Origin of the sequence: Streptomyces sp. Root1310, assembly GCF_001426425.1 — a bacterium.
In the GTDB taxonomy this organism is placed as follows: Bacteria; Actinomycetota; Actinomycetes; order Streptomycetales; family Streptomycetaceae; genus Streptomyces.
In genome coordinates this window covers 21143-46702 of sequence record NZ_LMEQ01000009.1, presented here as the reverse complement: position 1 = coordinate 46702, position 25560 = coordinate 21143, and the positions used below count along the sequence as shown (strand labels likewise).

The window sequence follows — 25560 nt, the reverse complement described above, 5'->3', positions numbered from 1 at the left end:
GGTCTCGTGCCCCTGGTCCGGGGCCTCGACGATCAGTGTCTCGACCGAGTGGTACGGGATGCCCTCGGGGGAGAAGTAACCGTTTGCCGGGTTGGTGATTTTGCCGTAGAGGTCGAGGAACCGGGCGTCGTACGCCTTGGTGCCCGCGATCTCGGTGGCCGTGACCGAGGCCTTCGCGTGCCCGGTGGCCGTCGACTCGAAGGTCGCGGCGCCCGTGCCCGAGGCGTTGGCCGTGATGGTCACGTTCTGGGCGGCGCTCCAGTTGGACGGCGTGAAGGTCAGGCTCGCTCCGCCCGTCACCGTCAGGCCCGTGTTGCCGGTGGTGCGAGCGGTCGTGACCGTCACGTTGGCCGACGGCTGGGTCGACAGCTTCAGCGAGTAGGTGCCCGTCTTGCCCTGCTGCACGGCGAGTTGGTTGGCCGAGGCGACCACGGCCGGTCCCGAGGCGACCGTGATGCCGACCGGCGTCGACGACGCCGAAGCGCCCAGGCTGTCGTACGCCTTGGCGACCAGGGAATGACTGCCCACGGACAATCCGGAGGCGGACAGCGTGTACGGCGAGCTCGTGTCCGTGCCCAGCAGGGTCGTGTCGTCATAGAACTCGATCTTGCTGATGGTCGCACTGTCGGCGGCCGCGGCGGTCGCCGCGAGCGGCACCGCGTCCCCCTGCGTGTAGACCGCGCCCGCGGTCGGGCTGGTCAGCACGGTGACCGGCGGCTGGTGCGCGCCGGCGCAGGTGGTGCCGTTGACCGCGAAGCTCGTGGGAGCGGCGTTCGTCCCGCTGTAGGTGAACTGCCCGCCCGTGCTGACCGCGGCTCCGGCGGCGATCGTCCCGTTGTACGAGGCGTTGTTCACCGTGATCTGCTGACCGGACTGCGACCAGCTGCCGTTCCATCCGTTCGTCAGCTTCTGGTTGCCCGCGTAGGAGTACGTCAGGGCCCAGCCGCTGATCGGGTCGGTGCCCCGGTTGGTGAGGGTGAGGTCTGCGGTGAAGCCCGAACCCCAGTCATTGGTCTTGTAGTCCACGCTGCACTGAAGCGCGGCCGCCTGGGCGGGAGTTGTACTGGTGCTCAGCATGGCGAGGGGGAGCGCGAGGGCCGCCAGAGCGGCGGTCCACAGGCGCCGCGCCCCGCGGCGTCTGCGTGAGGGATCCATGGTGCTGGTTCCTCCTTGCGGCTCGGAGAAGTGGGGGAGGAGCAACAAGCCTTGAACCAGTGGGAGCGCTCCCATAGTGGGGATGGGGGTGTGAACGGTCAAGGTGCTTGAAGAGTCGAAAAGATTCGACGACGGCTGTTGAGGGAAAGTCAGTGACTCCTCTGTTCTTTGCCGGCACTTGGCGCTAGCTTCGAGACACCAGTGGGAGCGGTTCCATCAGTCGACGCGTCTGTTCACGACGCGCCTGAGCTGCAAGGAGTCGCTCATGCGCCACCCCCCGCGTTCAGTACTTTTAGCCGTGACCGGCACGGTCGCCCTCGTTGCGGGTGCCCTGTCAACGGTCGTCACGGCGCAGGGAGCCGTGCCCGCGTGCACGGTCGAGTACTCCGTCACCGGTCAGTGGGACGCCGGCTTCCAGGGCGCCGTGAGGATCACCAACAACGCGGCGGCCCTGAGCAGTTGGAACCTCACTTTCGACTTCGCGGACGGCCAGAAGGTCACCCAGGGCTGGAGCGCCAAGTGGTCCCAGTCGGGCGCCACCGTCACCGCCGCGAACGAGAGCTGGAACGGCTCCCTGGGCACCGGCGCAAGCGTCAGCGCGGGCTTCGTCGCGTCCACCTCGAAGACGAACGCCGCACCGACGACGTTCAAGCTCAACGGCACGACCTGCAACGCCGGCTCCGACCCGAGCCCCACGCCCACCCCCACCGCACCACCCACGACGGATCCGCCGGACACCGGTGACGAGCCGCCCGTACTGCACGTCTCCGGGAACAAGCTCGTGGACGCCGGCGGAAACACCCGCCGTCTGCTCGGGGTGAACCGCTCCGGCGGCGAGTTCATGTGCGTGCAGGGGCGCGGCATCTGGGACGGACCGGTCGACGACGCCTCCGTCGAGGCGATCGCCGACTGGAACGTCGACACCGTGCGCATCCCGCTCAACGAGGAGTGCTGGCTGGGCCTTTCGAACATCAACTCCGCCTACGGCGGCACCAACTACGTCAACGCGGTCAAGGACCTGGTGACCCGCGTCGAGGCGCACGGCATGACGCCGATCGTCGAACTGCACTGGAACTACGGTCAGTACACGGGCAATTCGGCCGGCTGCTCGGATGTGCACGCCAGCTGCCAGAAGCCGATGCCCGACATGCAGTACACCCCGTCGTTCTGGACCTCGGTCGCCAACACCTTCAAGAACGACCAGGCCGTCGTGTTCGACCTGTTCAACGAGCCCTACCCGGACCGCGCCACCTCCACGGCCGCCCAGGCGTGGCAGTGCTGGCGGGACGGCGGCACCTGTCCCGGCATCGGGTACGAGGTCGCCGGTATGCAGGATCTCGTCGACTCCGTACGGGCGACCGGCGCCAGGAACGTCATCCTGGCCGGCGGGCTCGCGTACTCCAACGACCTGAGCCAGTGGCTGACGTACAAGCCCACCGACCCGACCGGCAATCTCGCCGCCGCCTACCACGTCTACAACTTCAACACCTGCGCGAACGAGAGCTGCTGGAACTCCACCCTCGCCCCCGTCGCGGCCCAAGTGCCGCTCGTGGCAGGGGAGATCGGGGAGAACACCTGCTCGCACGGTTTCGTCGATCAGGTCATGAAGTGGTTCGACGACCGCGGCCTGTCGTACCTGGGCTGGACCTGGAACACCTGGGACTGCTCCACCGGTCCGTCCCTGATCTCCGGCTACGACGGGACGCCCACGGCGTACGGGGCCGGCCTGCGCGACCATCTGCGCGCACTCGACGGATAGGCGCCCACCGGACCGATCAGCCGGATAGATCGAGCAGGGCCGAAACCGGCCTGTCCGCACGCGATCGACGGCCGATCAGAACCACCGAAGAAACGGACACCACCCGCAACCGAGAAGGAATCCGCACTCATGAGCCGTAGCAGAACAGCGGTACTCGCCGCGCTGGCGCTGGTCGCCGGCGCCTCGGGGACGGCACTCGCCGTCGTCCCCGGCGATCCGGGCATCGCCGCCATCCCGTGCAGCGTCGACTACAAAGTGCAGAACGACTGGGGCAGCGGCTTCACCGCCGCCGTCACCGTCACCAACAACTCCGCCGCCAAGTCGAGTTGGTCGGTGAAGTGGGCGTACGCCGGCAGCCAGAAGGTCACCAACGGGTGGAACGCGAAGATCACCCAATCCGGTACGGCGGTCACCGCCAACAACGAGACCTACAACGGGACGCTGGCGACCGGAGGTTCGGTCAGCTTCGGGTTCCAGGGCACCTACAGCGGCACCAACTCGATCCCGACCACGTTCACCCTCGACGGCGTGACCTGCAACGTCGACAGCGGTACCGGCACCCCGACCGACCCAGGCACCCCGACGGACCCCGGCACCCCCTCCACCAAGGTCGACAACCCCTACGCCGGCGCCAAGGTGTACGTGAACCCCGAATGGTCGGCGAAGGCCGCCGCCGAGACGGGCGGCAGCCGCATCTCCAACCAGCCGACCGGAGTCTGGCTCGACCGTATCGCCGCCATCAACGGAGTGAACGGCGGCATGGGCCTGCGCGCCCACCTCGACGCGGCCCTCGCCCAGAAGGGCAGCGGTGAAGAAGTCGTCCAGCTGGTCGTCTACGACCTTCCCGGACGTGACTGCGCCGCCCTCGCCTCCAACGGCGAACTCGGCCCGACGGAGATCGACAAGTACAAGACGCAGTTCATCGACCCGATCGCGACGATCCTCGCCGACAGCAAGTACGCCGGTCTGCGGATCGTCACCACCATCGAGATCGACTCGCTGCCCAACCTCGTCACCAACACCGGCAGCCGGCCGACCGCCACCGCGGCCTGCGACACCATGAAGGCCAACGGCAACTACGTGAAGGGCGTCGGCTACGCGCTGGACAAGCTCGGCGCGATCCCCAACGTCTACAACTACATCGACGCCGGTCACCACGGCTGGCTCGGCTGGGACGACAACTTCGCCCCCTCCGCCCAGCTCTTCTACCAGGCGGCCACCGCGGAGGGCGCGACCGTCGACGACGTACACGGCTTCATCACCAACACGGCGAACTACAGCGCCCTGAAGGAGAACAACTTCACCATCAACGACTCCGTGGCCGGCAAGTCGGTCCGCGAGTCCAAGTGGGTGGACTGGAACCGGTACGTCGACGAGCAGTCGTACGCCCAGGCCTTCCGGAACCAGCTGGTCACCGCAGGCTTCCGGTCGAACATCGGCATGCTGATCGACACCTCCCGCAACGGCTGGGGCGGCACCGCCCGGCCCACCGGACCGGGTGCCACGACCAGCGTGGACACCTACGTCGACGGCGGCCGCTACGACCGTCGTATCCACATCGGCAACTGGTGCAACCAGTCGGGCGCCGGTCTCGGAGAGCGCCCGCAGGCGGCCCCGGCCGCCGGAATCGACGCGTACGTGTGGATGAAGCCGCCGGGTGAGTCCGACGGCTCCAGCTCCGCCATCGCCAACGACGAGGGCAAGGGCTTCGACCGGATGTGCGACCCGACGTACACGGGCAACGCGCGCAACGGCAACAACCTGTCCGGTGCCCTGGCGAACGCGCCGCTGTCCGGACACTGGTTCTCGGCACAGTTCCAGCAGCTGATGCAGAACGCGTACCCGCCGCTGTAGGCCACCGGCCTCCACCCGAGTCGCCCCGCACGACAGTGAGGTGACACCACAGTGCGGTGAGACGACGGTGAGGTGCGACGACGGTGATCCATCGGGGTCGGTGGTCGGCCTGCCCGGGCCGATCACCGACCCCGGCGGTCACGAACTCCACCGGTGAGCAGTTCCTGTCCGGTCGCTCCAGCTCGTCGGGAGCGACCGGACAGGCGTGATCCGGTTTGCTGCAGGCGTCCCGATTGTTGCCGTACCGGCAACAAAGGTGGCCCCGGGCCGGTGCGTCGGAGCACGCTGACGGGACACCGGACGAGAGGCTGACACCATGGCGCACCACCCTCACGAGCCCCGCGACGACCAGCACGCCCCGGGCCCAAGCCACGCCCCCGGTCCCCCGCACGGTCAGGGTCACGGCCAAGGCCTCAGCCCCGGTCAGGGTCACGGCCACGGCCACGGCCATGACACCGACATCGACTGGGCCGAGATGGCCCCGCATCTCGAAGCCCAGGCCGAACTGTTCACGCCCCTGTACGAGCGGGCCCTGTCCTGGCTCGGGAGGGAGGTGACCGAGCCCGGGCTGATCGTGGACGTGGGCAGTGGCCCCGGGGTCGTCTCCTGTCTGTTCGCCGAGACGTTCCCCGGTGCGCGGGTCACGGCGGTGGACGGTTCCGCGCCGCTGCTGGAGCGGGCCCGGCAGCGAGCCGACCGCCTCGGGTACGGCGACCGTTTCGACACCCTGGCCGGTGAACTTCCCGATGTGCTGGCCGAGTTGGACTACCCGGCCGATCTGCTCTGGGCCGGCCGCAGTCTGCACCACCTGGGTGACCAACGCGCCGCTCTGGCCTCCTTCGCGGACCGCCTCGCGCCCGGCGGCACGCTGGCGATCATGGAGGGCGGTCTGCCGGCCCGGTTCCTGCCGCGAGACCTCGGCTTCGGGCGCCCCGGCCTGGAGGCGCGGCTCGACGCGCTGCAGGAGGAGTGGTTCGCCCGGATGAGGGCCGACCTGCCCGGCTCCGTCGAGGAGGCCGAGGACTGGTCGGCGCTGCTTGGCGCGGCCGGTCTGAAGCACGCCCGCAGCCGCAGCTTTCTGCTCGACCTGCCCGCGCCCGCCTCCGGCCGGGCCCGCGCCTACATCGCCGCGTCCCTGACGCGTCTGCGGGACGTCTTCGGTGACGCCCTGGGCGCCGACGACCGCGCCATGCTGGACCGGCTGCTCGACCCGCAGGATGAGGCGGGGGTGCACCGCAGGGCGGACGTTTTCGTGCTCGCGGCGCATACCGTGCACACGGCGGTGAAGCCGGTCCAGTAGCCGGCCCGGCGGTCAAGTCGGCCCGGCAGGGCTTGACTTGGAGAGCTCTCCAAGTGATGGACTGCGTGCCGCGCACCGTACGTCGCGCAGCGGCCAGCCGACAGCCGACAGTCAGCAGTCAGCAGTCAGCAGTCAGCAGCGTGACGCAGCCGACGTACGCAGCCAGGATGCGCAGCCGACGCAATGGGGGGCACACCATGAACAACGTCTCGGGCACTTCGGATTCTCCGGTCGCACTGATCACCGGCGGCGGCAGCGGCATCGGCGCCGCCGTCGCACGGCAGCTGCTGGACACCGGGTACCGGGTCACGGTCACCGGCCGCGGCGAGGAGCGACTGCGTGCCTTCGCCGCGGAACTGGGTGAGCCGAAGGGGCTGCTGACGGTGGCCGGGAACGCCGCCGACTACGACTGCGTACAGTCGGCGGTCGACCGTACGCTCGATGCATACGGGCGACTGGATACAGTCGTCGCGAACGCGGGGACCGCCACCCATGACTCGGTCGCCGAGGGTGACCCGGCGGGGTGGACCGACATGGTCCTGACGAACGTACTCGGTCCCGCGCTCCTCATCAGGGCGTCGATCGACGCCCTGAAGGAGACCCGGGGACGGATCGTGCTGATCGGGAGCGTCGCCGGCTTCGTGCCCACCCCGGGCAACATCTACGGGGCGACGAAGTGGGCGGTGACCGGCCTCGCGGAGAACACCCGTCGCCAGGTCACCGAGTGGGGTGTCGGCGTGACACTGATCGCGCCCGGCCGGGTGGAGACCCCCTTCTGGGACAGCTACGGCAGCCTGCCGCCCGGGCAGCTGCTGACCGCCGACCAGATCGCCGACTCCGTCGTGTGGGCCGTCGGGCAGCCGGCGGGTGTCGACATCAACACCGTCGTCGTACGGCCGATCGGGCAGCCCAACTGACCGGCCTGCCGACGCGTCGAGGGCGCCCCCCGGACCGGGGGGCGCCCTCGACGCGTGCGGGGAACCTCAGCCGACGTCGAACGTCGCCGGGTCAGGACCGATGCGCCGGTCCTCGTTGAGGGCGCTGATCGCCGCCAGGTCCTCGGTGTCCAGGCTGAAGTCGAACACCTCGATGTTCTCCTTGATCCGCGACGGCGTCACGGACTTCGGGATCACGACGTTGCCGAGCTGGAGGTGCCAGCGCAGCACGACCTGCGCCGGGGTGCGGTTGTGCTTCTGCGCGATGGCCACGATCGCCGGGACCTCGAGGAGGCCCTTGCCCTGGCCGAGCGGGGACCAGGCCTCGGTGGCGATGCCCTGCTCGGCGTGGAACTCGCGCGAGGCGTGCTGCTGGAGGTGCGGGTGCAGCTCGATCTGGTTGACGGCCGGGATGACCGACGTCTCGCCGATCAGCCGCTCCAGATGCGCCGGCAGGAAGTTGGACACGCCGATGGCACGCACCCGGCCGTCGGCGAGGAGCTTCTCGAACGCCTTGTACGTGTCCACGTAACCGTCGCGGGAGGGCAGCGGCCAGTGGATGAGGTACAGGTCCAGGTAGTCCAGGCCGAGCTTCTCCAGTGAGGTGTCGAACGCGCGGAGCGTCGAGTCGTACCCCTGGTCGCTGTTCCAGAGCTTGGTGGTGACGAAGATGTCGTCGCGGGGCACGCCGGAGGAGGTGATGGCCTTGCCGGTGCCCTCCTCGTTGCCGTAGATCGCCGCTGTGTCGATGCTGCGGTACCCGGCCTCCAGCGCGGTGGAGACCGCCTGCTCCGCCTCGTCGTCCGGCACCTGCCAGACCCCGAAGCCCAGCTGGGGCATCTCCACGCCGTTGTTGAGGATGATCGGGGGGACCTTGCTGCTCACGAGCTCTTGATCCTTCGGTTGTCCGTCAAAGTGGTACTCCCATCGTCAACGATCACGGCGAGTGATGCATTCCTGACCCCCGAATTCGCCTCGGGAGCCTGTTGCGGGAGCCCGCCCTGCCGTTGCGGGAGCCGGTCGGAAACGTGTTTCACGCCGCCGTCGGAAACCTTACGAGCGATACAGCGCGTCGACCTCGTTCGCGTAAGCGTTTTCGATCGCCTTGCGCTTCAGCTTCAGCGACGGGGTCAGCAGTCCGTGCTCCTCCGTGAAGGGCTGGGCGAGGATGCGGAAGGTGCGGATCGACTCGGCCTTCGAGACCAGCGTGTTGGCCGCCACGACGGATCGGCGTACCTCCGCCTCCAGGTCCGGGTCGCTCACCAGCTCGACCGCGGTCAGCTGGGGTTTGTTGCGCATCTGGAGCCAGTGTTCGACGGCCTCCTGGTCGAGGGTGACCAGAGCGGCCACGAACGGCCGGTCGTTGCCGACGACGATGCACTGGTTGACCAGCGGATGGTCACGCACCCGCTCCTCCAGCAGCCCCGGCGAGACGCTCTTGCCGCCGGAGGTCACCAGGATCTCCTTCTTGCGGCCGGTAATGGTGAGGTAACCGTCTTCGTCGAGTGATCCCAGGTCCCCGGTGGCCAGCCAGCCGTCGTGGAGGGTCTCGTCGGTGGCCTTGGGATTGTTGAGATAGCCCTGGAACACGTTTCCGCCGCGCAGCCAGATCTCGCCGTCGTCCGCGATGTGCACGGTCATGCCGGGGATCGCCTGGCCGACCGTGCCGTATCTGGTGCGTCCGGGCGGGTTCGCGGTCGCGGCCGCCGTCGTCTCGGTCAGGCCGTAGCCCTCGTAGATCTGCACGCCCGCGCCGGCGAAGAACAGGCCGAGTTTGCGGTCCATGGCCGAGCCGCCGGACATGGCGTGCCGCACCCGGCCGCCCATCGCGGCGCGCACCTTCGAGTAGACGAGCTTGTCGAACAGCTGGTGCTGCATCCGCAGACCCGCCGAGGGGCCGGGGCCGATGCCCCAGGCCTTCGCCTCGACCGCCTCGGCATAGTTCACGGCCACGTCGACGGCCTTCGCGAACGGTCCCGCCTTGCCTTCCCGCTCCGCCTTGCGGCGGGCCGCGTTGAACACCTTCTCGAAGATGTACGGCACGGCGAGGAAGAACGAGGGTCTGAAAGCCGCCAGATCGGGGAGCAGGGCGGCCGCGTGCAGCTGGGGCTGGTGGCCGAAACGGACCTTGCCGCGGATCGCCGCGATCTGCACCATCCGCCCGAAGACGTGCGCGAGCGGCAGAAACAGCAGGGTCGCCGCCTCGTCGCCCTTCTTCGAGTGGAACACCGGCTCCCACCGTTCGATGACGGTGTCCGCCTCGAACATGAAGTTGCCGTGCGAGATCACGCAGCCCTTGGGTCGGCCGGTCGTCCCCGAGGTGTAGATGATCGTCGCGGTCGAGTCGGGGGTAACCGCTTCCCGGTGCCGGTGCACCACCTCGTCCTCGATGGCGGCGCCGGCGTCGTACAGCTCCTGCACGCAGCCCGAGTCCAGCTGCCACAGCTGCCGCAGCCGGGGGAGGCGGTCGATGACGGTGGCGATCGTCATCGCGTGGTCCTCGTGCTCGACGATCGCGGCCGTGCACTCGGCGTCGTAGAGCATCCAGAAACACTGCTCGGCGGACGAGGTCGAGTAGACCGGTACCACCTGGGCGCCGATCGTCCACAGGGCGAAGTCGAAGAGCGTCCACTCGTAGCGGGTGCGGGACATGATCGCGACGCGGTCACCGAAGCGGATGCCCTGCGCGAGGAGACCCTTGGCCAGGGCGAGGACCTCGTCGCGGAACTCACCGGCGGTCACGTCCCGCCACTCGCCCCCCTCGTCCTTGCGGCCGAGAGCGACGTGGTGCGGGTCGTCCTGGGCATGCCGGAACACGACGTCGGCCAGACCGCCCACCGGCGGTGCCAACGCCAACGGAGGGTTGGTGAACTCGCGCAAACCCGCACCCCGCTTCTCATGGCCGCACAGCGCCGTGAAAGCTACCCCACCCGAGGGCGCGAGGGGAGGGGGGAAGAAAACGAGTGATGCTCTCGTCTGCGCTGGTCAGTGCCGGAAAATGGGCTCACATGGGGAAGGGTCGGACAGAAAACTGACGGAAGAGTAAGTTTCGGCACCGTAATCTCCACCGAATCTGCCCGTACCGCTTACTCTGCCCGCCCCTTCCCGGGGTCGGCGCGGCACGCGCCACTCAGCCCGCGCGGTCGTGACCACGGGCGGTGGCGGCGTCAAGGCCTGGGGGCCGCCCCTTCCTTCGACGCCGCGTGTGCATCCGTCGTGTCCGCCGCGCCGGCCACGGCCGCGCGCGGTGTCCTGACCAGGACGAGGACGAGTGCCGCGGCGACCAGGCCCGCGCAGCCCGCCGTCACCAGCGCCGCGTCGAGCCCGGAGGCGAACGCGGACCGCAGCGTGTGCTCGGAGAACGTGCCCCGCAGCGCGCCGGCGCCACCGCCCGCCAGCGCGTGGGAAGCGTCGTGCGGGAGGGTGTCGGCCATCCGGGAGGTCACCACGGTGCCGAACACCGCGACCCCGAGCGCGTACCCGAGCTGCCGCACCGTGTTCACGGCCCCGCCCGCCATCCCGGCCCGTGCCGGTTCCACCGCGGCCAGCGCGGCTCCGGCGACGGTGGGCGCGACGAAACCGGTTCCTACGCCCACCAGGACGAACCCGGGAACCAGCGCCGTCCAGTCCGAACCGGCGCCGAGCACGGCCTGGCAGAAACAGCCCGCGCCGATCAGCAGGAGGCCACCACCGATGGTCAGCCGGGCAGAAACGCCGTGGAACCGCTTACCCACCACGACCGCCGTGACCATGGCCGCCACCGTCATCGGCAGCAGCGTGAGTCCACCGCGTACCGGGCTCATCCCCAGCAGCGTCTGCATCCAGATGGACAGGTACGGCGTCACACCGAACGCCACGCCGTTGAAGGCGAGCGCGCCCACCATCACGCCCACGAACGCGGGCCGGCGCAGCAGCGACAGGTCGAGCAGCGGATGGGCGGCCCGCCGCTCCGCCAGCACGAAGCACACCAGCGCGAGCGCGGCGAGCCCGAACGAGGTGAGCGTCGCCGACGCCGTCCAGCCGTCCTCACCGGCCCGTACGACGGCGTACGCCGTCCCGCCGGCGAAGACCGCGAAGGTCGCCGTGCCCGCCCAGTCGACCCGCATCCCGCGCGGCCCCCTGGACTCCGGCACCGCCTTCAGCGTCAGCCACACCGCGACCACGCTCACCGGGAGGTTCACATAGAAGATCCATCGCCAGCCCGGCCCCTCGGTCAGCAGCCCGCCCAGTACCGGCCCGATCGCTGCGGCCGCGCCGCTCACCGCGCCCCACACCCCGAGCGCGGCCGACCGCTGCCGGCCCTGGTAGACCGAGCCGAGCAGCGGCAACGTCGTGGCCAGCATCGCGGCCGCCCCCACCCCCTGGAGGGCCCGAGCGGCGACGAGTGTGTCCGGTCCGCTCGCCACCCCGCACAGCAGCGACGCCGTCGCGAACACCACCACCCCCACCACGTGCACCCGGCGGCGCCCCAGGATGTCGGCGGTGGCCCCGGCCCCCAGCAGCAGCGCGGCCAGCGCCAGCGCATACCCGTCGACGACCCACTGCAGATCGCTCAGCGAGGCGTGCAACGCGCGCGCCATGTCCGGCAGTGCCACGATCACGATCGTCACGTCCAGCAACAACATGAATGTGCCCAGGCACACCGCTGTCAGTGGCCCCCATGTACGCATGTCCCACTCCTCGACATTTCTTCTGCGACGGATACGAAGCGCTCCGTACGATGGACGAGACGCGGCCGATCGCCGTGGTGTCCGGTGCGATATCGACGGAATCCGACGGGAGAGAGTGCCATGGAGATGGAATTCCACGCCCAGGGCAGGCTGGACAGACTGGATGTCCAGTTGCTCTCCGCGCTGGAGATCGACGGGCGGGCCTCCTTCAGCAGACTCGGCGGGGTCCTGGGCGTCTCCGACCAGACGGTCGCGCGACGCTTCCGCCGGCTCAGCGCCGAGGCCGGCCTGAGGGTCGTCGCCGTCCGGGACGCGGAACGCCTCGGCCAGGACCAGTGGATGCTGCGGCTGCGCTGCGTGCCCGACAGCGCCACGGTCATCGCCGACGCGCTCGCCAAACGCCCCGACACCTACTGGATAGGGCTGGGCTCCGGCGGCACCGAGATCGTCTGCATGACCCGGCCCCGTCATCCCGGCGACCACGACGACCTGCTCCTCGGCAAGCTCCCGCGCACCCCGAGTGTCGTGGAGATCCGCGCGCAGCAACTCCTCCACCGCTTCTACGGCGGGCCGACCGGCTGGTTGCGGAAGTTCGGTGCGCTGGACAAGGAGCAGATCACCGCTCTCACGCCGCGCCACGACGCGAACGCGTCAGCGGGGCTGGCAGGGCTGACAGGGCAGACGGGGCCGGCGGGGCTGACAGGATTGACAGGGCCGGCGCGGATCGAGCCCGAGGACGAGCCCCTGCTAGCCGTTCTGGAACGCGACGGCCGGGCCACCTATCCGGAACTCCAGCGGGCCACCGGTCGCTCCGAGTCCGCCGTCAAACGCCGCCTGGCCGCCCTGCTCGCCTCGGGTGCGGTCTACATCGACGTCGAGTACCACTCCGAGCTCCTCGGCTACCCCCTTGCCGCAGTCCTCTGGATCACCACGGCGCCCTCCGCGATGCACGCGGTCGGGCAGGCCCTGGCCACCCATGACGAGATCGCCTTCGCCTCGGCCACCGCCGGACCCTCCCACATCGTCGTCACGGCGGTGGTCCGGGGCACGGCGGGCCTCTACGCCTATCTCAGCGGGCCTCTCGGACGCCTGGAAGGCGTCCAGCACGTGGAGGCGACGCCGTTCATGCGACGCGTGAAGCAGCTGACGTATCAGCATGCTGGGCGGTAGGCGGTAGGCGGTAGGCGGTAGGCGGTAGGCAGTGGACCGTGGCCGCACGGCGGGCGGTGGTCTGCCGTAGGCGGTATGTGGGATTCGGTATGCAATGTGCGGCATATCGCGTTCCGGATACGGCCTGCGGTCTGCTGCCTGCCGGCCGTTCAGCCGGCGCCGCCTCCCGGCAGGTCGAGCCGCCGACCGGACCCTGCCGTTCGTCGGTGCAGTCGGTCGCCACCGGCCAGGATCGCCGCCGCCAGCGCGTCCGCGGCGCCCTGGGCCGAGGTGCGTCTGCGTCCGTGCACCAGCACGAAGTCGACCCGCCCCAGCTCCGGCAGCCCAGCCCGCTCCGGGATCCGCACCAGGCCCGGCGGGATCAGGCCTCGCGAGTGGGCCATCACGCCGAGTCCGGCCCGGGCCGCCGCGATGAGGCCGTTGAGACTGCCGCTCGTGCAGACGATCCGCCAGGCCCGCCCCTGCCGCTCCAGCGCCTCCAGGGCCAGGGCGCGGGTGATGCCGGGAGGCGGGAACACGATGAGCGGGACGGGGCGGTCGGCGTCCAGACGCAGCCTCTCCGCGCCGATCCACACCAGACCGTCGTGCCAGACCAACTCCCCCCGAGGGTCCTCGGGGCGTCTCTTGGCCAGCACCAGGTCCAGTTTCCCGGCGGCGAGTTGCTCGTGCAGGGTGCCCGACAGTTCCACCGTCAGTTCGAGGTCGACCTCGGGATGGTCGTAGCGGAAGCCCTCCAGGATCTCCGGCAGCCGGGTCAGTACGAAGTCCTCGGAGGCCCCGAAGCGCAGCCGGCCGCGCAGCCGGGTGCCGGTGAAGAACGCCGAGGCCTGTTCGTGGACGTCCAGGATCCGGCGCGCGAAGCCGAGCATCGCCTCGCCGTCCTCCGTCAGCTCCACGGAGTGCGTGTCCCGGGTGAACAGCGCCCGCCCGGTCGCGTCCTCGAGGCGTCGTACGTGCTGGCTGACCGTGGACTGACGCAGTCCGAGCCGCCGCGCGGCCTGCGTGAAGCTCAGGGTCTGGGCGACGGCGAGGAAAGTGCGCAGATGGGAGGGCTCGTACACGAGCGCCACAGTAGCCCGTCCGGGCTTTGTTATCGCAGAACGTGATGACAGTGAGAGCGGTATACCGGATTCCCGATCACGATGCGCAGGAGGACGATGGGGAGGGGCTCTCCGAGCCCGGACGCACGCCCATCGAACCGCACGTGGAGCACCGTGAAACGCCTGCACTGGCCGAGTCGGATGCCGGTCGACCCCTACATCCTGCTGTTGCTCGGCACCGTCGGCTTCGCGGCGCTGCTCCCTGCGCGCGGCGCCGCCGCGGAGGTGGCCTCGGGCGCTTCCACGGCCGCGATCGCCTTCCTCTTCTTCCTCTACGGCGCCCGCCTCTCCACCCGTGAGGCGCTGGATGGGCTGAAGCACTGGCGGCTCCACGTGACCGTCCTGGCCTGCACCTTCCTGATCTTTCCGCTGCTCGGCCTGGCCGCGCGCGGCCTCGTGCCGGTCTTCCTCACCAACCCGCTCTACCAGGGGCTGCTGTTCCTCACCCTCGTGCCGTCGACCATCCAGTCGTCGATCGCCTTCACCTCCATCGCCCGGGGTAACGTGCCCGCCGCGATCTGTGCGGGCTCCTTCTCCTCGCTGGTCGGCATCGTCGTCACCCCGCTGCTCGCGGCGGCCCTGCTCGGCAGCAGCGGTGGTGGATTCTCCGCGGACTCGCTGGTCGAGATCGTGCTGCAGTTGCTGGTGCCGTTCGTCGCGGGACAGCTGCTGCGCCGTTGGATCGGCGGGTTCGTCACGCGCCACAAGAAGGTGCTCGGGCTCGTCGACCGGGGCTCGATCCTGCTGGTCGTCTACACGGCGTTCAGTGAGGGCATGGTCCAGGGCATCTGGCACCAGGTCAGCGCCGTACGGCTGGGTGGGCTGCTCGTCGTCGAGGCCGTTCTGCTCGCCGTGATGCTCGTCCTGACCTGGTACGGCAGCAAGGCGCTGCGGTTCAACCGCGAGGATCGCATCGCCATCCAGTTCGCGGGCTCCAAGAAGTCCCTCGCCTCCGGGCTGCCCATGGCCAGCGTCCTGTTCGGCGCGCATGCGTCCCTGGCCGTGCTGCCGCTGATGCTCTTCCACCAGATGCAGTTGATGGTGTGCGCGGTCATCGCGAAACGCAGGGCGGCGGATCCGCTGGAGGAGTCCCGGGAAACTGCCGACGAGTGGGCACCGGCGGCCGCGAAGTGAGATCCTCGCCGGTCGCCGGTCGTCTGTAGACAGTCGGCGGCGGTCCGTGGGTGGTCGCGGGGCGACAGTATGCAATGTGCGGTCGATCGCATCCTTGCTTGCCTCGACCCCGACTCACGGCACCAGGACGACCTTGCCCGAATTGACGCGTGACTCGATCGTCGCGTGCGCCTCGGCCGCGTCCTCCAGAGCGAACCTCTTGTGGACGACGGGCTTCAGCTCCCCCTGCGCGAACAGGTGCCACAGCTCTCGGCGCCACCGCTCGTACAACTCCGGTTTCCCCCGCGCGATGTGGGCCATCTGGAAGCCGATCACGGACTTGGCGCCGACCAGCAGGTCGTATACCCGGACCGTCCCGCCCCCGGAGCTGTACGCCACGAGTCGTCCGCCGGGCACGAGGGCCGCGATGGAGGGCGCGAGCAGCTCGCCGCCGACCGCGTCGAGCGCGTAGTCGACGCGGACGCCCCACTCGTCCTGGTCGTAGGTGATGACGTCGTCGGCGCCCAGCGCCCTGACGAAGTCGGACTTCGCGGGGTCGGACACGGCGCCCACGACGCGGGTCGCGCCGCGTGTCCGCGCGAGCTGTACGGCGAGGTGGCCGACCCCGCTCGCCGCGGCCGTGACGAGGGCTGCCTCGCCGGGTTCGGGCCGGGCGGCGGTGAGCGCGCCCAGCGCGACCAGGCCGCTGCGTACCAGGGCCACCGCGTCGACCGCGCCGGCGCCGTCCGGCACGGGGGAGGCCATGACCTCGTGGAGGAGGGCGAAGTCGGCGTAGCCGTGGCCGAAACACAGGCCGGTCACGCGATCACCCACTCGGAACCGGCTGGCCGCGTTCCCGACGGCCATGACCTCCCCGGCGATCTCGCCCCCGAGCGGAATCGGTTCCGGGGCCTCCGTGACCTTACGGACGACGGGCAGCGTGACGCCTATCGCCTCGCAGCGCACGAGAAGCTCGTCGGGGCCCGGTTCGGGGGCAGGCACCTCCTCCAGGAACAGGGGGCCGCCGGTGGAGCCATATCGGACGCGGCGCATCACACCTCCAGAACTCGTTGGGATTTCCAACGATATCTGGAAGTTCATTGGGGAGTCCAATGAATAGTCGATAGGGTGTGACCATGTCCGAAGCGCCTCTCTCCGCCATTCGCTCGCTGCCCAGCTGGCTCCTGGGCAGGGCCGCCGCCCGGGGCCGCACCCTGGTGGCCGAGGCCCTCGCCGTCGAGGGCCTCAAGATGTGGCACCACGTGGTGCTGTCCGCCCTTCGTGACCTCGCCCCTGCCGCCCAGGCCGAGATCGGTCGCAGTGTCGGACTCGACCCCAAGGACCTCGTCGGCATCCTCAACGACCTGCAGCGCGCGGGGCTCGCCGTCCGTGAACCGGATCCGAACGACCGCCGGAAGAACGCGGTGTCACTCACCGAAGAGGGGCGACGGCTGCTCCGGCGCTGCGAGAAGGCCGCCCGGGAGGCGAACGACGCGCTGCTCGCCCCGCTCTCCGCCGCCGAACGCGACCACTTCATGGGCATGTTGATCCGGATTTCCGGTACGGAGGGCTGACGGCGGATAACGTTCCGTCATGACCGCAGCTCTTCCACTCGTCCCCGCGCGCAGCGCCCTCGTCCTCGTCGACCTGATGGACCGCATCGTCGCGTTGCCCCTGGAGCCCCACAAGGGAACCGAAGTACTGACCGCCGCCGAAGAACTGGCGGCGGTGTTCCGCTCGGCCGGCGCGCTCGTCGTCCTCGTCCGCGTCGAGCGTCCCGGCGTCACCGAGCAGCCTCCCGGCAGCGGGTTGGTCCAAGGGCTGTTTCAGGAGGGCGACTTGGAGATCGTCAAGCGGACCATCGGCGCATTCCGGGGAACCGGCCTGGACGATCGACTCCGCGAACACGGCGTGACCACCCTCGTGTTCGGCGGCATCGCCACCAACCTCGGCGTCGAGTCCACCGCCCGTGCCGCCGCCGACCTCGGTTACGACCTGGTCTTCGTGGAGGACGCGATGTCCGCTCTCACCGGCGCCGAGCACGAGGCCTCGGTAAAGCTCGACTTCCCTCGGCTGGGGACCGTGGCGCGCGTGAGCGACGTGCGATTCACGAGCGGCTGAGGCGGGGCCCCGCGGCGCAGGGGGCGCTCCCCGCCGGCCGGGGCCCCGCCGCCGTGCCGCGGGGAACCGGGTCAGCCCTGGGCGGCCGCGGTCCGCAGGGTGATGCGGTCCTCACCCGCGTACACGTTCATGGAACTGCCCCGCAGGAATCCCACCAGTGTCAGCCCGGTCTCCGCGGCCAGATCCACGGCCAGGGAGGAGGGTGCCGAGACCGCCGCGAGCATCGGGATGCCGGCCATCACGGCCTTCTGCGCCAGCTCGAACGAGGCCCGGCCCGACACCAGCAGGATCGTCCGCGACAGAGGCAGGTCCCCGCTCTGGAGGGCGCGGCCGACCAGTTTGTCGACCGCGTTGTGCCGCCCCACGTCCTCGCGGACGTCCAGCAGCTCGCCGTCCTCGGAGAACAGGGCCGCCGCGTGCAGCCCCCCGGTACGGTCGAAGACCCGCTGGGCCGCGCGAAGCCGGTCGGGGAGGCCCGCCAGCAGTTCGGGCGCGATCCGGAGCGGGGGAGTGTCGGCGATGGGCCAGCGGGCCGTCGTGCGGACCGCGTCCAGGCTCGCCTTGCCGCACAGGCCGCAGGAGGAGGTGGTGTAGACGTTCCGCTCGAGGGTGATGTCGGGCATCGTCACGTCGGGGGCCGTCCGGACGTCCACCACGTTGTAGGTGTTGGATCCGTCGACCGTCGCGCCCGCACAGTAGACGATATTCAGTAGATCGGATGCTGTGGCCAGGACGCCTTCGCTGACCAGGAAGCCGGCCGCCAGCGCGAAGTCGTCACCGGGCGTGCGCATGGTGATGGCCAGCGGCTTGCCGTTGAGCCGGATCTCCAGTGGCTCCTCGGCGACCAGGGTGTCCGGCCGGGCGGAGACCGCCCCGTCCCTGATGCGGATCACCTTGCGTCGTTCGGTGACTCGTCCCATGTCGTGATCAGCCCCGGTTCTGTACGTGCTGGTAGCCGAAGCGGCCCTTGATGCAGAGATTCCCGTGGGTCACGGGGTTGTCGTGCGGTGAGGTGACCTTCACGATCTCATTGTCCTGCACGTGGAGCGTGAGGTTGCAGCCCACTCCGCAGTAGGCGCATACGGTCGTTGTCCGTGTCTGTGCCGACTCGTCCCAGTTCCCGGCCGCTCGCCGGTCGTACTCGGACTTGAAGGACAGCGCTCCCGTCGGGCACACCTCGATGCAGTTCCCGCAGTACACACACGCCGAGTCGGTCAGCGGGGCGTCGTGCTCGACGGCGATCCGGGCGTCGAAACCGCGTCCCGCAACAGAGATCGCGAAGGTGTTCTGCCACTGGTCACCGCAGGCGTCCACGCACTTGTAGCAGAGGATGCACTTGTCGTAATCGCGTACATACAGTTCGTTGTCGATCTTCGGTTCCTCGTTCAGCCGGGCCGCGTCGGGGCCGAATCGATCCGGCTTCGCGTCGTACTCCTTGATCCATTCCGCAACCATTGGTGTCGTGGACAGGTCGACCGAGGAGGCGAGCAGCTCGAGAACGATCCTGCGGCTGTGCCGGGCGCGCTCGGTGTCGGTACGGACGTCCATGCCGGACTCCGCCCTGCGGGAGCACGCCGGCACCAGGGTCCGTGAGCCCTCGACCTCCACGACGCAGACCCTGCAGGCGTTCTTCGGGGTGAGCGTGTCGCCCTGGCACAGGGTCGGGACGTCCTTCCCGGCGGCCCGGCAGGCGTCGAGGATCGTCGCCCCCTCGGGGACCCTCGCCTCCTGCCCGTCGATCGTGAACTCCACCAGCCGACGCGGCACCCCCAGCGGTATCGCGGTCACAAGGCGGCTCCTGTGCGGACGGTCGCGGTCATTCGTACGCCCCCAGACGGTCGATGGCGGATTCCACGGCGTTCCACGCGGTCTGGCCCAGGCCGCAGATCGAGGCGTCCCGCATGGCGCGGCCGACCTCGCGCAGCAAGGTGATGTCGGTGGCGGCGTCGGAGCCGGTCCGATCCACGATCCGGTGCAACGCCTCCTCCTGCCGTACGGTCCCGACCCGGCAGGGCACGCACTGCCCGCACGACTCGTCCCGGAAGAACTCGGCGATGCGCAAGAGCAGTCGGGGCAGCGGGACGGTGTCGTCGAAGGCCATCACGACCCCGGAACCGAGCGTCGTGCCCGCCTCCCGGGTCCCCTCGAAAGTCAGCGGGATGTCCAGTTCGTCGGGCCGCACGAAGCCGCCGGCAGCGCCGCCGAGGAGCACGGCGCGCAGGTTCTCGCGCACCCCGGCGAGGGCGAGCAGGTCACCCAGCGTCGCTCCGAAGGGCAGTTCGTACACGCCGGGGTGGTCGACGCTGCCCGACACGCAGAACAGCTTGGGGCCGGTGGACCTGGGCGTGCCGATCGCCGCGTAGGCCGCGGCGCCCATGGTGAGGATCGGCAGGACGTTGACCAGCGTCTCCACGTTGTTCTCGACCGTCGGCCTGCCGAACAGACCCTTCTCCACGGGGAACGGCGGTTTCGAGCGCGGCTCGCCCCGGTACCCCTCGATGGAGTTGAACAGGGCTGTCTCCTCGCCGCAGATGTAGGCCCCGGCGCCCCGCCGGATCTCGATGTCGAAGGCGTATCCCTGGCCGAGGATGTCGTCGCCGAGGAGACCGCGAGCGCGTGCACAGTCGACCGCATATTGCATACGGTGCAGGGCGCGCGGATATTCGCCGCGGAGGTACAGGTACCCCTGGTGCGCGCCGACCGCGTACGCCGCGACGGTCATCGCCTCCACCAGCGCGTACGGGTCGCCCTCCATCAGTACGCGGTCCTTGAAGGTGCCCGGCTCGGACTCGTCCGCGTTGCACACCAGGTAGTGCGGATGGTCGGGCCCGGACGCCGTGGCCTGCCACTTGCGGCCGGTGGGGAAGGCGGCGCCGCCGCGGCCGAGCAGACCGGAGTCGGTGACCTCGCGGATGACCCCGGAAGGGCCGAGCGCGAAGGCGCGGCGCAGGGCCGCGTAGCCGCCGTGCGCCCGATAGTCGTCGAGCGACGACGGATCGACCACGCCGACCCGGTTCAGCAGGAGCAGCGCCGGGTCCCCCGCCTGGGGCACCGCGTCCGCCGCCGGCTCCTCCTCGGGCACCGAGTCGGGGGCGTTCGCGGCGAGTACGGCCGCCTCGACGCTCGCCGGAGCCGAGACCGCCGTACGCACCGGATCGCCGGCCTTGACGGCGAGTACGGCCGGGGCGCGCTCGCACAGGCCGAGGCAGGGGCTGCGCTCGACGCACACCCCACTGCTCCTGTCCAGGCGTGACTCGATCCCGGTACACAGGGCGGAGGCGTCCGCGGCGGCGCAGGCGAGGTCCGTGCATACGTGGAGCACGGTGGCCTGTCGCGGCTTGACCGAGAACATGGCATAGAAGGTGGCGACGCCGTACGCCTCCGCCGGCGGCACGGTCAGGCGGCGGCACAGATAGTCGAGGGCGCCTTCGCTGATCCAGCCGATTCGGTCGTTGATCGCGTGCAGCCCCGGCAGCAGCAGGTCGCGGCGGTCCCGGGCCTCGCGTCCGCCTCGCGCCCACCGCAGGTCCGCTTCGCGACGGTCGGCGCCCTCCCACGAGGACTCCGGTGGTCCGAACACGGCGTCCACGGCTGCCCGTTCGTCGTCCGTCGGTTTGCTGTCACCGAAGTGCAGGTCCACGACATCACCTCACGTAGGTCGGGGCCGGGAGCTTTTCGATCCGGATCGCCGACGCCTTGAACTCCGCCGTCCCCGCGATCGGGCAATTCGCCTCGATGGTGAGCTGGTTGGTGTCCACCTCGTCGGGAAAGTGCATGGTCATGAAGGCGAGGCCGGGCCGCAGGGCGGTGTCGATCCACACCGGCGCGACCACGGAACCGCGCCGTGAGCTCACCCGGACCTCCTCGCCGACGACGATCCCGTAGTGCTCCGCGTCCTCCGGGCACAGCTCGACGTACTCGCCGCGGCGCAGCGGGGAGGCGAAACTCCCGCTCTGGACACCGGTGTTGTAGGAGTCGAGCCGCCGTCCGGTCGTCAGCCGGATCGGGTACTCCTCGTCCGTGAGGTCGACCGGCGGATCGTGCTGGACGATTCCGAAGGGCGCCCGCCTGCCTCGCCGTTCGGGCTCCTTAGCCCACAACCTCCCGTGCAGATGGGCGGGTTCGATCCGGTCGATGCTCGGGCACGGCCACTGGAGGCCCTGATGCTGCTCCAGCCGGTCGTACGTCATCCCGTAGTGGTCCGGGGACACCGACCTGAGCTCGTTCCAGACGGCCTCGGCGCCGGTGTACTTCCACTCGTGACCGAGCCGTGTCGCCAGGTCGCAGAGGATGTCGATGTCCTCGCGCGCCTCGCCGGGCGGCGTCACGGCTCGCCGCACCCGCTGAACTCGTCTCTCGCTGTTGGTCGTTGTGCCGTCGGTCTCCGCCCAGCCGGCCGTGGCGGGCAGCACCACGTCCGCCAGTTCGGCGGTCTTGGTGAGGAAGATGTCCTGCACGACGAGGAAGTCCAGGGACCGCATCCGGCGTACGGCCTGCTCGCTGTCCGCCTCCGACTGGGCGGGGTTCTCGCCGATGCAGTAGACGGCCTTCAGGGAGCCTTCCTCCATCGCCTCGAACATCTCCGTGAGGTTCAGTCCGTAGTGCGGCTGGATGACGGTGCCCCAGGCCGACTCGAACCTCAGCCGGGCATCGGGGTCGAGGATGTCCTGGAATCCGGGGAGGCGGTTGGGGATCGCGCCCATGTCGCCACCGCCCTGGACGTTGTTCTGCCCCCGCAGCGGCTGCAGACCGGAACCGTAGCGGCCCACGTGCCCGGTCAGCAGCGAGAGATTGATGAGCGCGCGCACGTTGTCCGTGCCGTTGTGGTGCTCGGTGATGCCGAGAGTCCAGCACAGCTGGGCGCGCTCGGCGCGGGCGTAGGCGTGCGCCAACTCCCTTATGGCAGCCGCCGGTACGCCCGTCACTTTCTCCGCCAGGGACGGTGTCCAGGGCTCCACGAGCGCCTTGTACGCCTCGAAGTCGCTGGTCGCGCGCTCGACGAACGCCTGGTTGGCGAGACCCGCGTGGATGATCTCGCGGCCGATCGCGTGCGCCATCGGGATGTCGGTGCCGACGTTGAGGCCGAGCCAGCCGTCCGCCCACTCGGCGGTCGACGTCCGGCGCGGGTCGACCGCGTACATCCGGGCGCCGTTCCTGACCCCCTTCAGCACATGCTGGAAGAAGATCGGATGCGCGAAACGCGCGTTGGACCCCCACATCACGATGACGTCGGTGTGCTCGATCTCCTCGTACGACGACGTCCCGCCACCGGAGCCGAAGGCGGCCGACAGGCCGGCGACGCTCGGCGCGTGGCAGGTCCGGTTGCACGAGTCGACGTTGTTGGTGCCCATCACGACCCGGGCGAACTTCTGCGCCACGTAGTTCATCTCGTTGGTCGCGCGGGCGCAGGAGAACATTCCGAACGCGCCACGGTGGCGCTGCAGGCCCCGCGCGGTGCGTCCCAGCGCCTCTTCCCAACTCGCCTCGCGAAAAGGTTCGTTGCGGGAGTCCCTGATGAGCGGTCGGGTGAGCCGGGTGTAGGTCTTCGGGGTCCGGTCGCGTTTCCTCATGCGTGCTCCCCAGCGATCATGCGGCGCTCCTGAGCGCGAGCAGGTCCGAGATGGCGTGCACGGTGCGCAGGGTGGGCACTTGCACGCCGGTGATCTCCGCCAACTCGACGACGGCCGCAAGGAGTACGTCGAGTTCGAGCGGCTTGCCACGCTCCAGGTCCTGGAGCGTGGAGGTGCGGTGGTCGCCGACTTTCTCCGCGCCCGCGAGCCGGCGCTCGATGGAGACGCCCACCTCGCAGCCCAGGGCCTCGGCGACCGCGAGGGTCTCGCGCATCATCGTCTCGATGACCTGGCGGGTACCGCCGTGCAGGCACATCTGCCGCATGGTGGCGCGGGCCAGCGCGCTGATGGGATTGAAGGAGATGTTGCCCAGCAGCTTGAGCCAGATGTCGTTGCGCAGTGCCGGTTCCACCGGGCACTTCAGCCCACCGGCCTGCATGGCCTCACTGAAGGCCAGGCAGCGGGTCGAGACGCTGCGGTCGGGCTCGCCGACGGAGAACCGCGTGCCTTCCAGATGGCGTACGACGCCCGGCCCTTCGAGCTCGGTGGCCGCGTACACCACGCAACCGACGGCCCGTTCGGGCGCGAGTACCGCGCTGACCGCGCCGTCCGGGTCCACGCTCTCGACGCGCAGCCCGTCGTAAGGGCCGTCGTGGCGGTGGAAGTACCACCAGGGGATGCCGTTCTGGGCGGCGACCACCGCGGTGGAGTCGTGCAGCAGGGGCTCGATCAGCGGCCCGCACGCCGCGTACGAGTTGGCCTTGAGGCCCAGGAAGACGAAGTCGACCGGGCCGATCTCGCCCGGGTCGTCGGTGGCGTGGGCGCGGGCGGTGAAGTCGCCGCGCGGACTGAGCACCCGCACCCCGTCCCGCCTCATGGCCGCGAGATGCGGTCCACGGGCGACGAGATGCACGTCGGCGCCGGCGCGGTGGAGCGCTGCACCGACATAGGCGCCGATCGCACCGGCGCCGAGGACTGCGACTTTCATTGCGAGGGAGCTCCGTTCGGTCGAGGGTACCGAGGAACTGTCGAATCCTGTCGACGAAATATTGTCTACAGTATGGAGGATAGGGCGGCAAGGGTCCGCGCGGCGTCCGCGGCGGATCGCGGGAAGTCCGTGGTGGCGTGGCAAGGCGCGAAGCGAAGCGCGGGAACAACCTCGTAAGCGGTTTCGGAAACCCGGCTACGGAAACCTGTCGGCCCGACCGTTCGTCGCAGCCCGGATACCGTTCACCGCATACCGTCGACGCGCCGCCTTTTCAACGTCGCGCCGGTTCCTACCGTTCAGGACTCATGAGTCCCCCTGTCGCACCGGCCGGCTGGAGCCGCTGGCTCGTCCCCCCGGCCGCCCTCTCGGTCCATCTCTCCATCGGCCAGGCCTACGCGTGGTCCGTGTTCAAGCCTCCGCTGGAATCGTCGCTCGGCCTCAGCGGCACCCAGAGCGCGCTCCCGTTCCAGCTCGCCATCGTCATGCTCGGCCTGTCCGCCGCCTTCGGCGGCACGCTGGTCGAGCGCAACGGACCGCGCTGGGCGATGACCGTCGCCCTGGTCTGCTTCTCGTCCGGCTTCCTGATCTCCGCGCTCGGAGCCGCCACCGAGCAGTACTGGCTGATCGTCCTCGGCTACGGCTTCGTCGGTGGAATCGGCCTCGGTATCGGTTACATCTCTCCCGTCTCCACATTGATCAAGTGGTTCCCGGACCGGCCGGGTATGGCCACCGGTATCGCCATCATGGGCTTCGGCGGCGGCGCACTCATCGCCTCGCCCTGGTCGGCGCAGATGCTGGAGTCGTTCGGATCCGACAGCTCCGGCATCGCCCTCGCGTTTCTCGTGCACGGGCTTTCGTATGCGGTATTCATGACGCTGGGTGTCCTGCTGGTGCGGGTACCGCGTGGCGCGCACCCGGTCGCGGGCGGGCCCAGCGCCGTCGAGGGCGTGCAGGTCTCGGCGAGCAGGGCGGTGCGCACTCCGCAGTTCTGGTGCCTGTGGGTCGTGCTCTGCATGAACGTGACCGCGGGTATCGGCATCCTGGAGAAGGCCGCCCCGATGATCACGGACTTCTTCGCCGACACCTCCACCCCGGTCTCGGTGTCCGCGGCCGCCGGCTTCGTCGCCCTGCTGTCCGCGGCGAACATGGCGGGCCGGATCGGTTGGTCGTCGACCTCCGACCTGATCGGACGCAAGAACATCTACCGGGTCTATCTGGGCGTCGGCGCCCTGATGTACGCCCTCATCGCGTTGATCGGCGACTCCTCGAAACCCCTGTTCGTGCTGTGCGCCCTGGTGATCCTCTCCTTCTACGGCGGCGGCTTCGCGACGATCCCCGCCTACCTCAAGGACCTGTTCGGGGCCTACCAGGTCGGCGCGATCCACGGGCGGCTGCTCACCGCCTGGTCCACCGCGGGCGTGCTCGGTCCGCTGATCGTCAACTGGATCGCCGACCGGCAGGAGGACGCCGGAAAGCACGGCTCGTCGCTCTACACCCTGTCCCTGTTCATCATGATCGGGCTGCTGGCCGTCGGCTTCGTCGCCAACGAACTCGTCCGGCCGGTCCACGCCCGCCATCATCACGTCCCCGCCCAGAGGGAGGCCGCCGATGTCGAACGACAGCAGCCCGAGTCCGCAGCCTGACAGGCGCCCACTGATCGCCTTCGCCTGGCTGTGGGTGGGCACACCGCTGGCCTACGGGCTCTACGAGCTGGTACAGAAGGCCACGCAGCTGTTCACCAAGTAACCGGGTAGCCGTGTTCCTCGGGGGGCGGGTGATCGGCGGGGGACGCGTTCGGCGGTGGCTGGGCGTCCGGGGCTATGGG

The 25560-nt window shown here is 69.7% G+C and carries 21 protein-coding genes; 10 read left to right on the top strand and 11 right to left on the bottom strand.

Annotated elements, in window-relative coordinates; translation table 11 throughout:
• Positions 1–1155: cellulose binding domain-containing protein (locus ASD48_RS45190; RefSeq protein ID WP_242432620.1), on the bottom strand; the 1155-nt coding region annotated here is incomplete at its 3' end.
• Positions 1156–1420: 265 nt separating this feature from the next.
• On the opposite strand from ASD48_RS45190, the gene ASD48_RS16815 reads away from it, so the two are divergent.
• The 4 genes from ASD48_RS16815 (at position 1421) to ASD48_RS16800 (ending at position 6985) form a co-directional block, all read left to right on the top strand.
• Complete coding sequence (locus tag ASD48_RS16815) at positions 1421–2914, top strand: cellulase family glycosylhydrolase (protein WP_199875835.1); 1494 nt, start codon at positions 1421–1423, stop codon at positions 2912–2914.
• A gap of 129 nt (positions 2915–3043) precedes the next feature.
• Positions 3044–4768: a glycoside hydrolase family 6 protein gene (locus ASD48_RS16810; RefSeq protein ID WP_057602467.1), complete on the top strand. Its 1725-nt coding sequence runs from the start codon at positions 3044–3046 to the stop codon at positions 4766–4768.
• 316 nt (positions 4769–5084) lie between these two features.
• On the top strand, positions 5085–6068 hold the full coding sequence (locus tag ASD48_RS16805; RefSeq protein ID WP_057602466.1) for a class I SAM-dependent methyltransferase: 984 nt from the start codon (positions 5085–5087) through the stop codon (positions 6066–6068).
• A gap of 197 nt (positions 6069–6265) precedes the next feature.
• Positions 6266–6985 (top strand): SDR family oxidoreductase, encoded by a 720-nt coding sequence (locus ASD48_RS16800; RefSeq protein WP_057602465.1) that lies wholly within the window; start codon positions 6266–6268, stop codon positions 6983–6985.
• Between the two features lie 66 nt (positions 6986–7051).
• Here the strand turns inward: ASD48_RS16800 and ASD48_RS16795 are convergent, their stop codons facing one another.
• The 3 genes from ASD48_RS16795 to ASD48_RS16785 form a co-directional block, all read right to left on the bottom strand.
• On the bottom strand, positions 7052–7888 hold the full coding sequence (locus ASD48_RS16795; protein ID WP_057602464.1) for an aldo/keto reductase: 837 nt from the start codon (positions 7886–7888) through the stop codon (positions 7052–7054).
• 168 nt (positions 7889–8056) lie between these two features.
• Positions 8057–9883, bottom strand: a complete 1827-nt coding sequence (locus tag ASD48_RS16790) for an AMP-dependent synthetase/ligase (protein WP_057602463.1) — start codon at positions 9881–9883, stop codon at positions 8057–8059.
• A gap of 287 nt (positions 9884–10170) precedes the next feature.
• Complete coding sequence (locus ASD48_RS16785; RefSeq protein WP_057602462.1) at positions 10171–11673, bottom strand: MFS transporter; 1503 nt, start codon at positions 11671–11673, stop codon at positions 10171–10173.
• 120 nt (positions 11674–11793) lie between these two features.
• On the opposite strand from ASD48_RS16785, the gene ASD48_RS16780 reads away from it, so the two are divergent.
• Positions 11794–12843, top strand: a complete 1050-nt coding sequence (locus ASD48_RS16780) for an Lrp/AsnC family transcriptional regulator (protein WP_057602461.1) — start codon at positions 11794–11796, stop codon at positions 12841–12843.
• A gap of 149 nt (positions 12844–12992) precedes the next feature.
• Here ASD48_RS16780 and ASD48_RS16775 read toward each other — a convergent pair whose 3' ends face one another.
• Entirely contained in the window at positions 12993–13904 is a 912-nt protein-coding gene (locus tag ASD48_RS16775; RefSeq protein WP_057602528.1) for a LysR substrate-binding domain-containing protein, read from the bottom strand.
• 153 nt (positions 13905–14057) lie between these two features.
• On the opposite strand from ASD48_RS16775, the gene ASD48_RS16770 reads away from it, so the two are divergent.
• The gene (locus ASD48_RS16770) at positions 14058–15077 is read left to right on the top strand and encodes a bile acid:sodium symporter family protein (protein WP_079073803.1); all 1020 of its coding nucleotides are present in this window, start codon (positions 14058–14060) and stop codon (positions 15075–15077) included.
• Positions 15078–15191: 114 nt separating this feature from the next.
• On the opposite strand, the gene ASD48_RS16765 is transcribed toward ASD48_RS16770, so the two are convergent.
• Positions 15192–16109, bottom strand: coding sequence for a zinc-binding dehydrogenase (locus ASD48_RS16765; protein ID WP_057602459.1), 918 nt, complete (start codon positions 16107–16109; stop codon positions 15192–15194).
• A gap of 83 nt (positions 16110–16192) precedes the next feature.
• Between ASD48_RS16765 and ASD48_RS16760 the strand changes: the two genes are divergently transcribed.
• Both ASD48_RS16760 and ASD48_RS16755 read left to right on the top strand, forming a co-directional pair.
• Positions 16193–16630, top strand: coding sequence for a MarR family transcriptional regulator (locus tag ASD48_RS16760; protein ID WP_057602458.1), 438 nt, complete (start codon positions 16193–16195; stop codon positions 16628–16630).
• Positions 16631–16649: 19 nt separating this feature from the next.
• Positions 16650–17177, top strand: coding sequence for an isochorismatase family protein (locus tag ASD48_RS16755; protein ID WP_057602457.1), 528 nt, complete (start codon positions 16650–16652; stop codon positions 17175–17177).
• Between the two features lie 71 nt (positions 17178–17248).
• Here the strand turns inward: ASD48_RS16755 and fdhD are convergent, their stop codons facing one another.
• From fdhD to ASD48_RS16730, 5 genes are read right to left on the bottom strand one after another with little or no spacing between them, the layout of a single operon-like run.
• Complete coding sequence (gene fdhD, locus ASD48_RS16750) at positions 17249–18097, bottom strand: formate dehydrogenase accessory sulfurtransferase FdhD (RefSeq protein WP_057602456.1); 849 nt, start codon at positions 18095–18097, stop codon at positions 17249–17251.
• 7 nt (positions 18098–18104) lie between these two features.
• Entirely contained in the window at positions 18105–18965 is an 861-nt protein-coding gene (locus tag ASD48_RS16745; RefSeq protein WP_057602455.1) for a 2Fe-2S iron-sulfur cluster-binding protein, read from the bottom strand.
• A 28-nt stretch (positions 18966–18993) separates the two neighbouring features.
• Complete coding sequence (locus tag ASD48_RS16740) at positions 18994–20817, bottom strand: NADH-ubiquinone oxidoreductase-F iron-sulfur binding region domain-containing protein (protein ID WP_057602454.1); 1824 nt, start codon at positions 20815–20817, stop codon at positions 18994–18996.
• A gap of 4 nt (positions 20818–20821) precedes the next feature.
• Positions 20822–22747: a molybdopterin-dependent oxidoreductase gene (locus ASD48_RS16735; protein WP_057602453.1), complete on the bottom strand. Its 1926-nt coding sequence runs from the start codon at positions 22745–22747 to the stop codon at positions 20822–20824.
• Between the two features lie 16 nt (positions 22748–22763).
• The gene (locus ASD48_RS16730; RefSeq protein WP_057602452.1) at positions 22764–23735 is read right to left on the bottom strand and encodes a 2-dehydropantoate 2-reductase; all 972 of its coding nucleotides are present in this window, start codon (positions 23733–23735) and stop codon (positions 22764–22766) included.
• A gap of 305 nt (positions 23736–24040) precedes the next feature.
• Here ASD48_RS16730 and ASD48_RS16725 point away from each other — a divergent pair, with 305 nt between their 5' ends.
• Both ASD48_RS16725 and ASD48_RS44750 read left to right on the top strand, forming a co-directional pair.
• Positions 24041–25378 (top strand): OFA family MFS transporter, encoded by a 1338-nt coding sequence (locus tag ASD48_RS16725; RefSeq protein ID WP_057602451.1) that lies wholly within the window; start codon positions 24041–24043, stop codon positions 25376–25378.
• A complete protein-coding gene (locus ASD48_RS44750; protein WP_199875832.1) occupies positions 25344–25481 on the top strand; it encodes a hypothetical protein in 138 nt (45 codons plus the stop codon). The genes ASD48_RS16725 and ASD48_RS44750 overlap by 35 nt, the downstream gene beginning before the upstream one ends.
• The last annotated feature ends 79 nt before the right edge of the window (positions 25482–25560 follow it).

Bases quoted from the DNA above. Each gene is read 5' to 3' on its own strand.
- ASD48_RS16800 (WP_057602465.1), top strand. From the start codon at position 6,266: ATGAACAACGTCTCGGGCACTTCGGATTCTCCGGTCGCACTGATCACC.
- ASD48_RS16765 (WP_057602459.1), bottom strand. From the start codon at position 16,109: ATGCGCCGCGTCCGATATGGCTCCACCGGCGGCCCCCTGTTCCTGGAG.
- ASD48_RS16760 (WP_057602458.1), top strand. From the start codon at position 16,193: ATGTCCGAAGCGCCTCTCTCCGCCATTCGCTCGCTGCCCAGCTGGCTC.
- ASD48_RS44750 (WP_199875832.1), top strand. From the start codon at position 25,344: ATGTCGAACGACAGCAGCCCGAGTCCGCAGCCTGACAGGCGCCCACTG.
- fdhD (WP_057602456.1), bottom strand. From the start codon at position 18,097: ATGGGACGAGTCACCGAACGACGCAAGGTGATCCGCATCAGGGACGGG.
- ASD48_RS16785 (WP_057602462.1), bottom strand. From the start codon at position 11,673: ATGCGTACATGGGGGCCACTGACAGCGGTGTGCCTGGGCACATTCATG.
- ASD48_RS16735 (WP_057602453.1), bottom strand. From the start codon at position 22,747: ATGAGGAAACGCGACCGGACCCCGAAGACCTACACCCGGCTCACCCGA.
- ASD48_RS16725 (WP_057602451.1), top strand. From the start codon at position 24,041: ATGAGTCCCCCTGTCGCACCGGCCGGCTGGAGCCGCTGGCTCGTCCCC.
- ASD48_RS16780 (WP_057602461.1), top strand. From the start codon at position 11,794: ATGGAGATGGAATTCCACGCCCAGGGCAGGCTGGACAGACTGGATGTC.
- ASD48_RS16755 (WP_057602457.1), top strand. From the start codon at position 16,650: ATGACCGCAGCTCTTCCACTCGTCCCCGCGCGCAGCGCCCTCGTCCTC.
- ASD48_RS16730 (WP_057602452.1), bottom strand. From the start codon at position 23,735: ATGAAAGTCGCAGTCCTCGGCGCCGGTGCGATCGGCGCCTATGTCGGT.
- ASD48_RS16810 (WP_057602467.1), top strand. From the start codon at position 3,044: ATGAGCCGTAGCAGAACAGCGGTACTCGCCGCGCTGGCGCTGGTCGCC.
- ASD48_RS16805 (WP_057602466.1), top strand. From the start codon at position 5,085: ATGGCGCACCACCCTCACGAGCCCCGCGACGACCAGCACGCCCCGGGC.
- ASD48_RS16815 (WP_199875835.1), top strand. From the start codon at position 1,421: ATGCGCCACCCCCCGCGTTCAGTACTTTTAGCCGTGACCGGCACGGTC.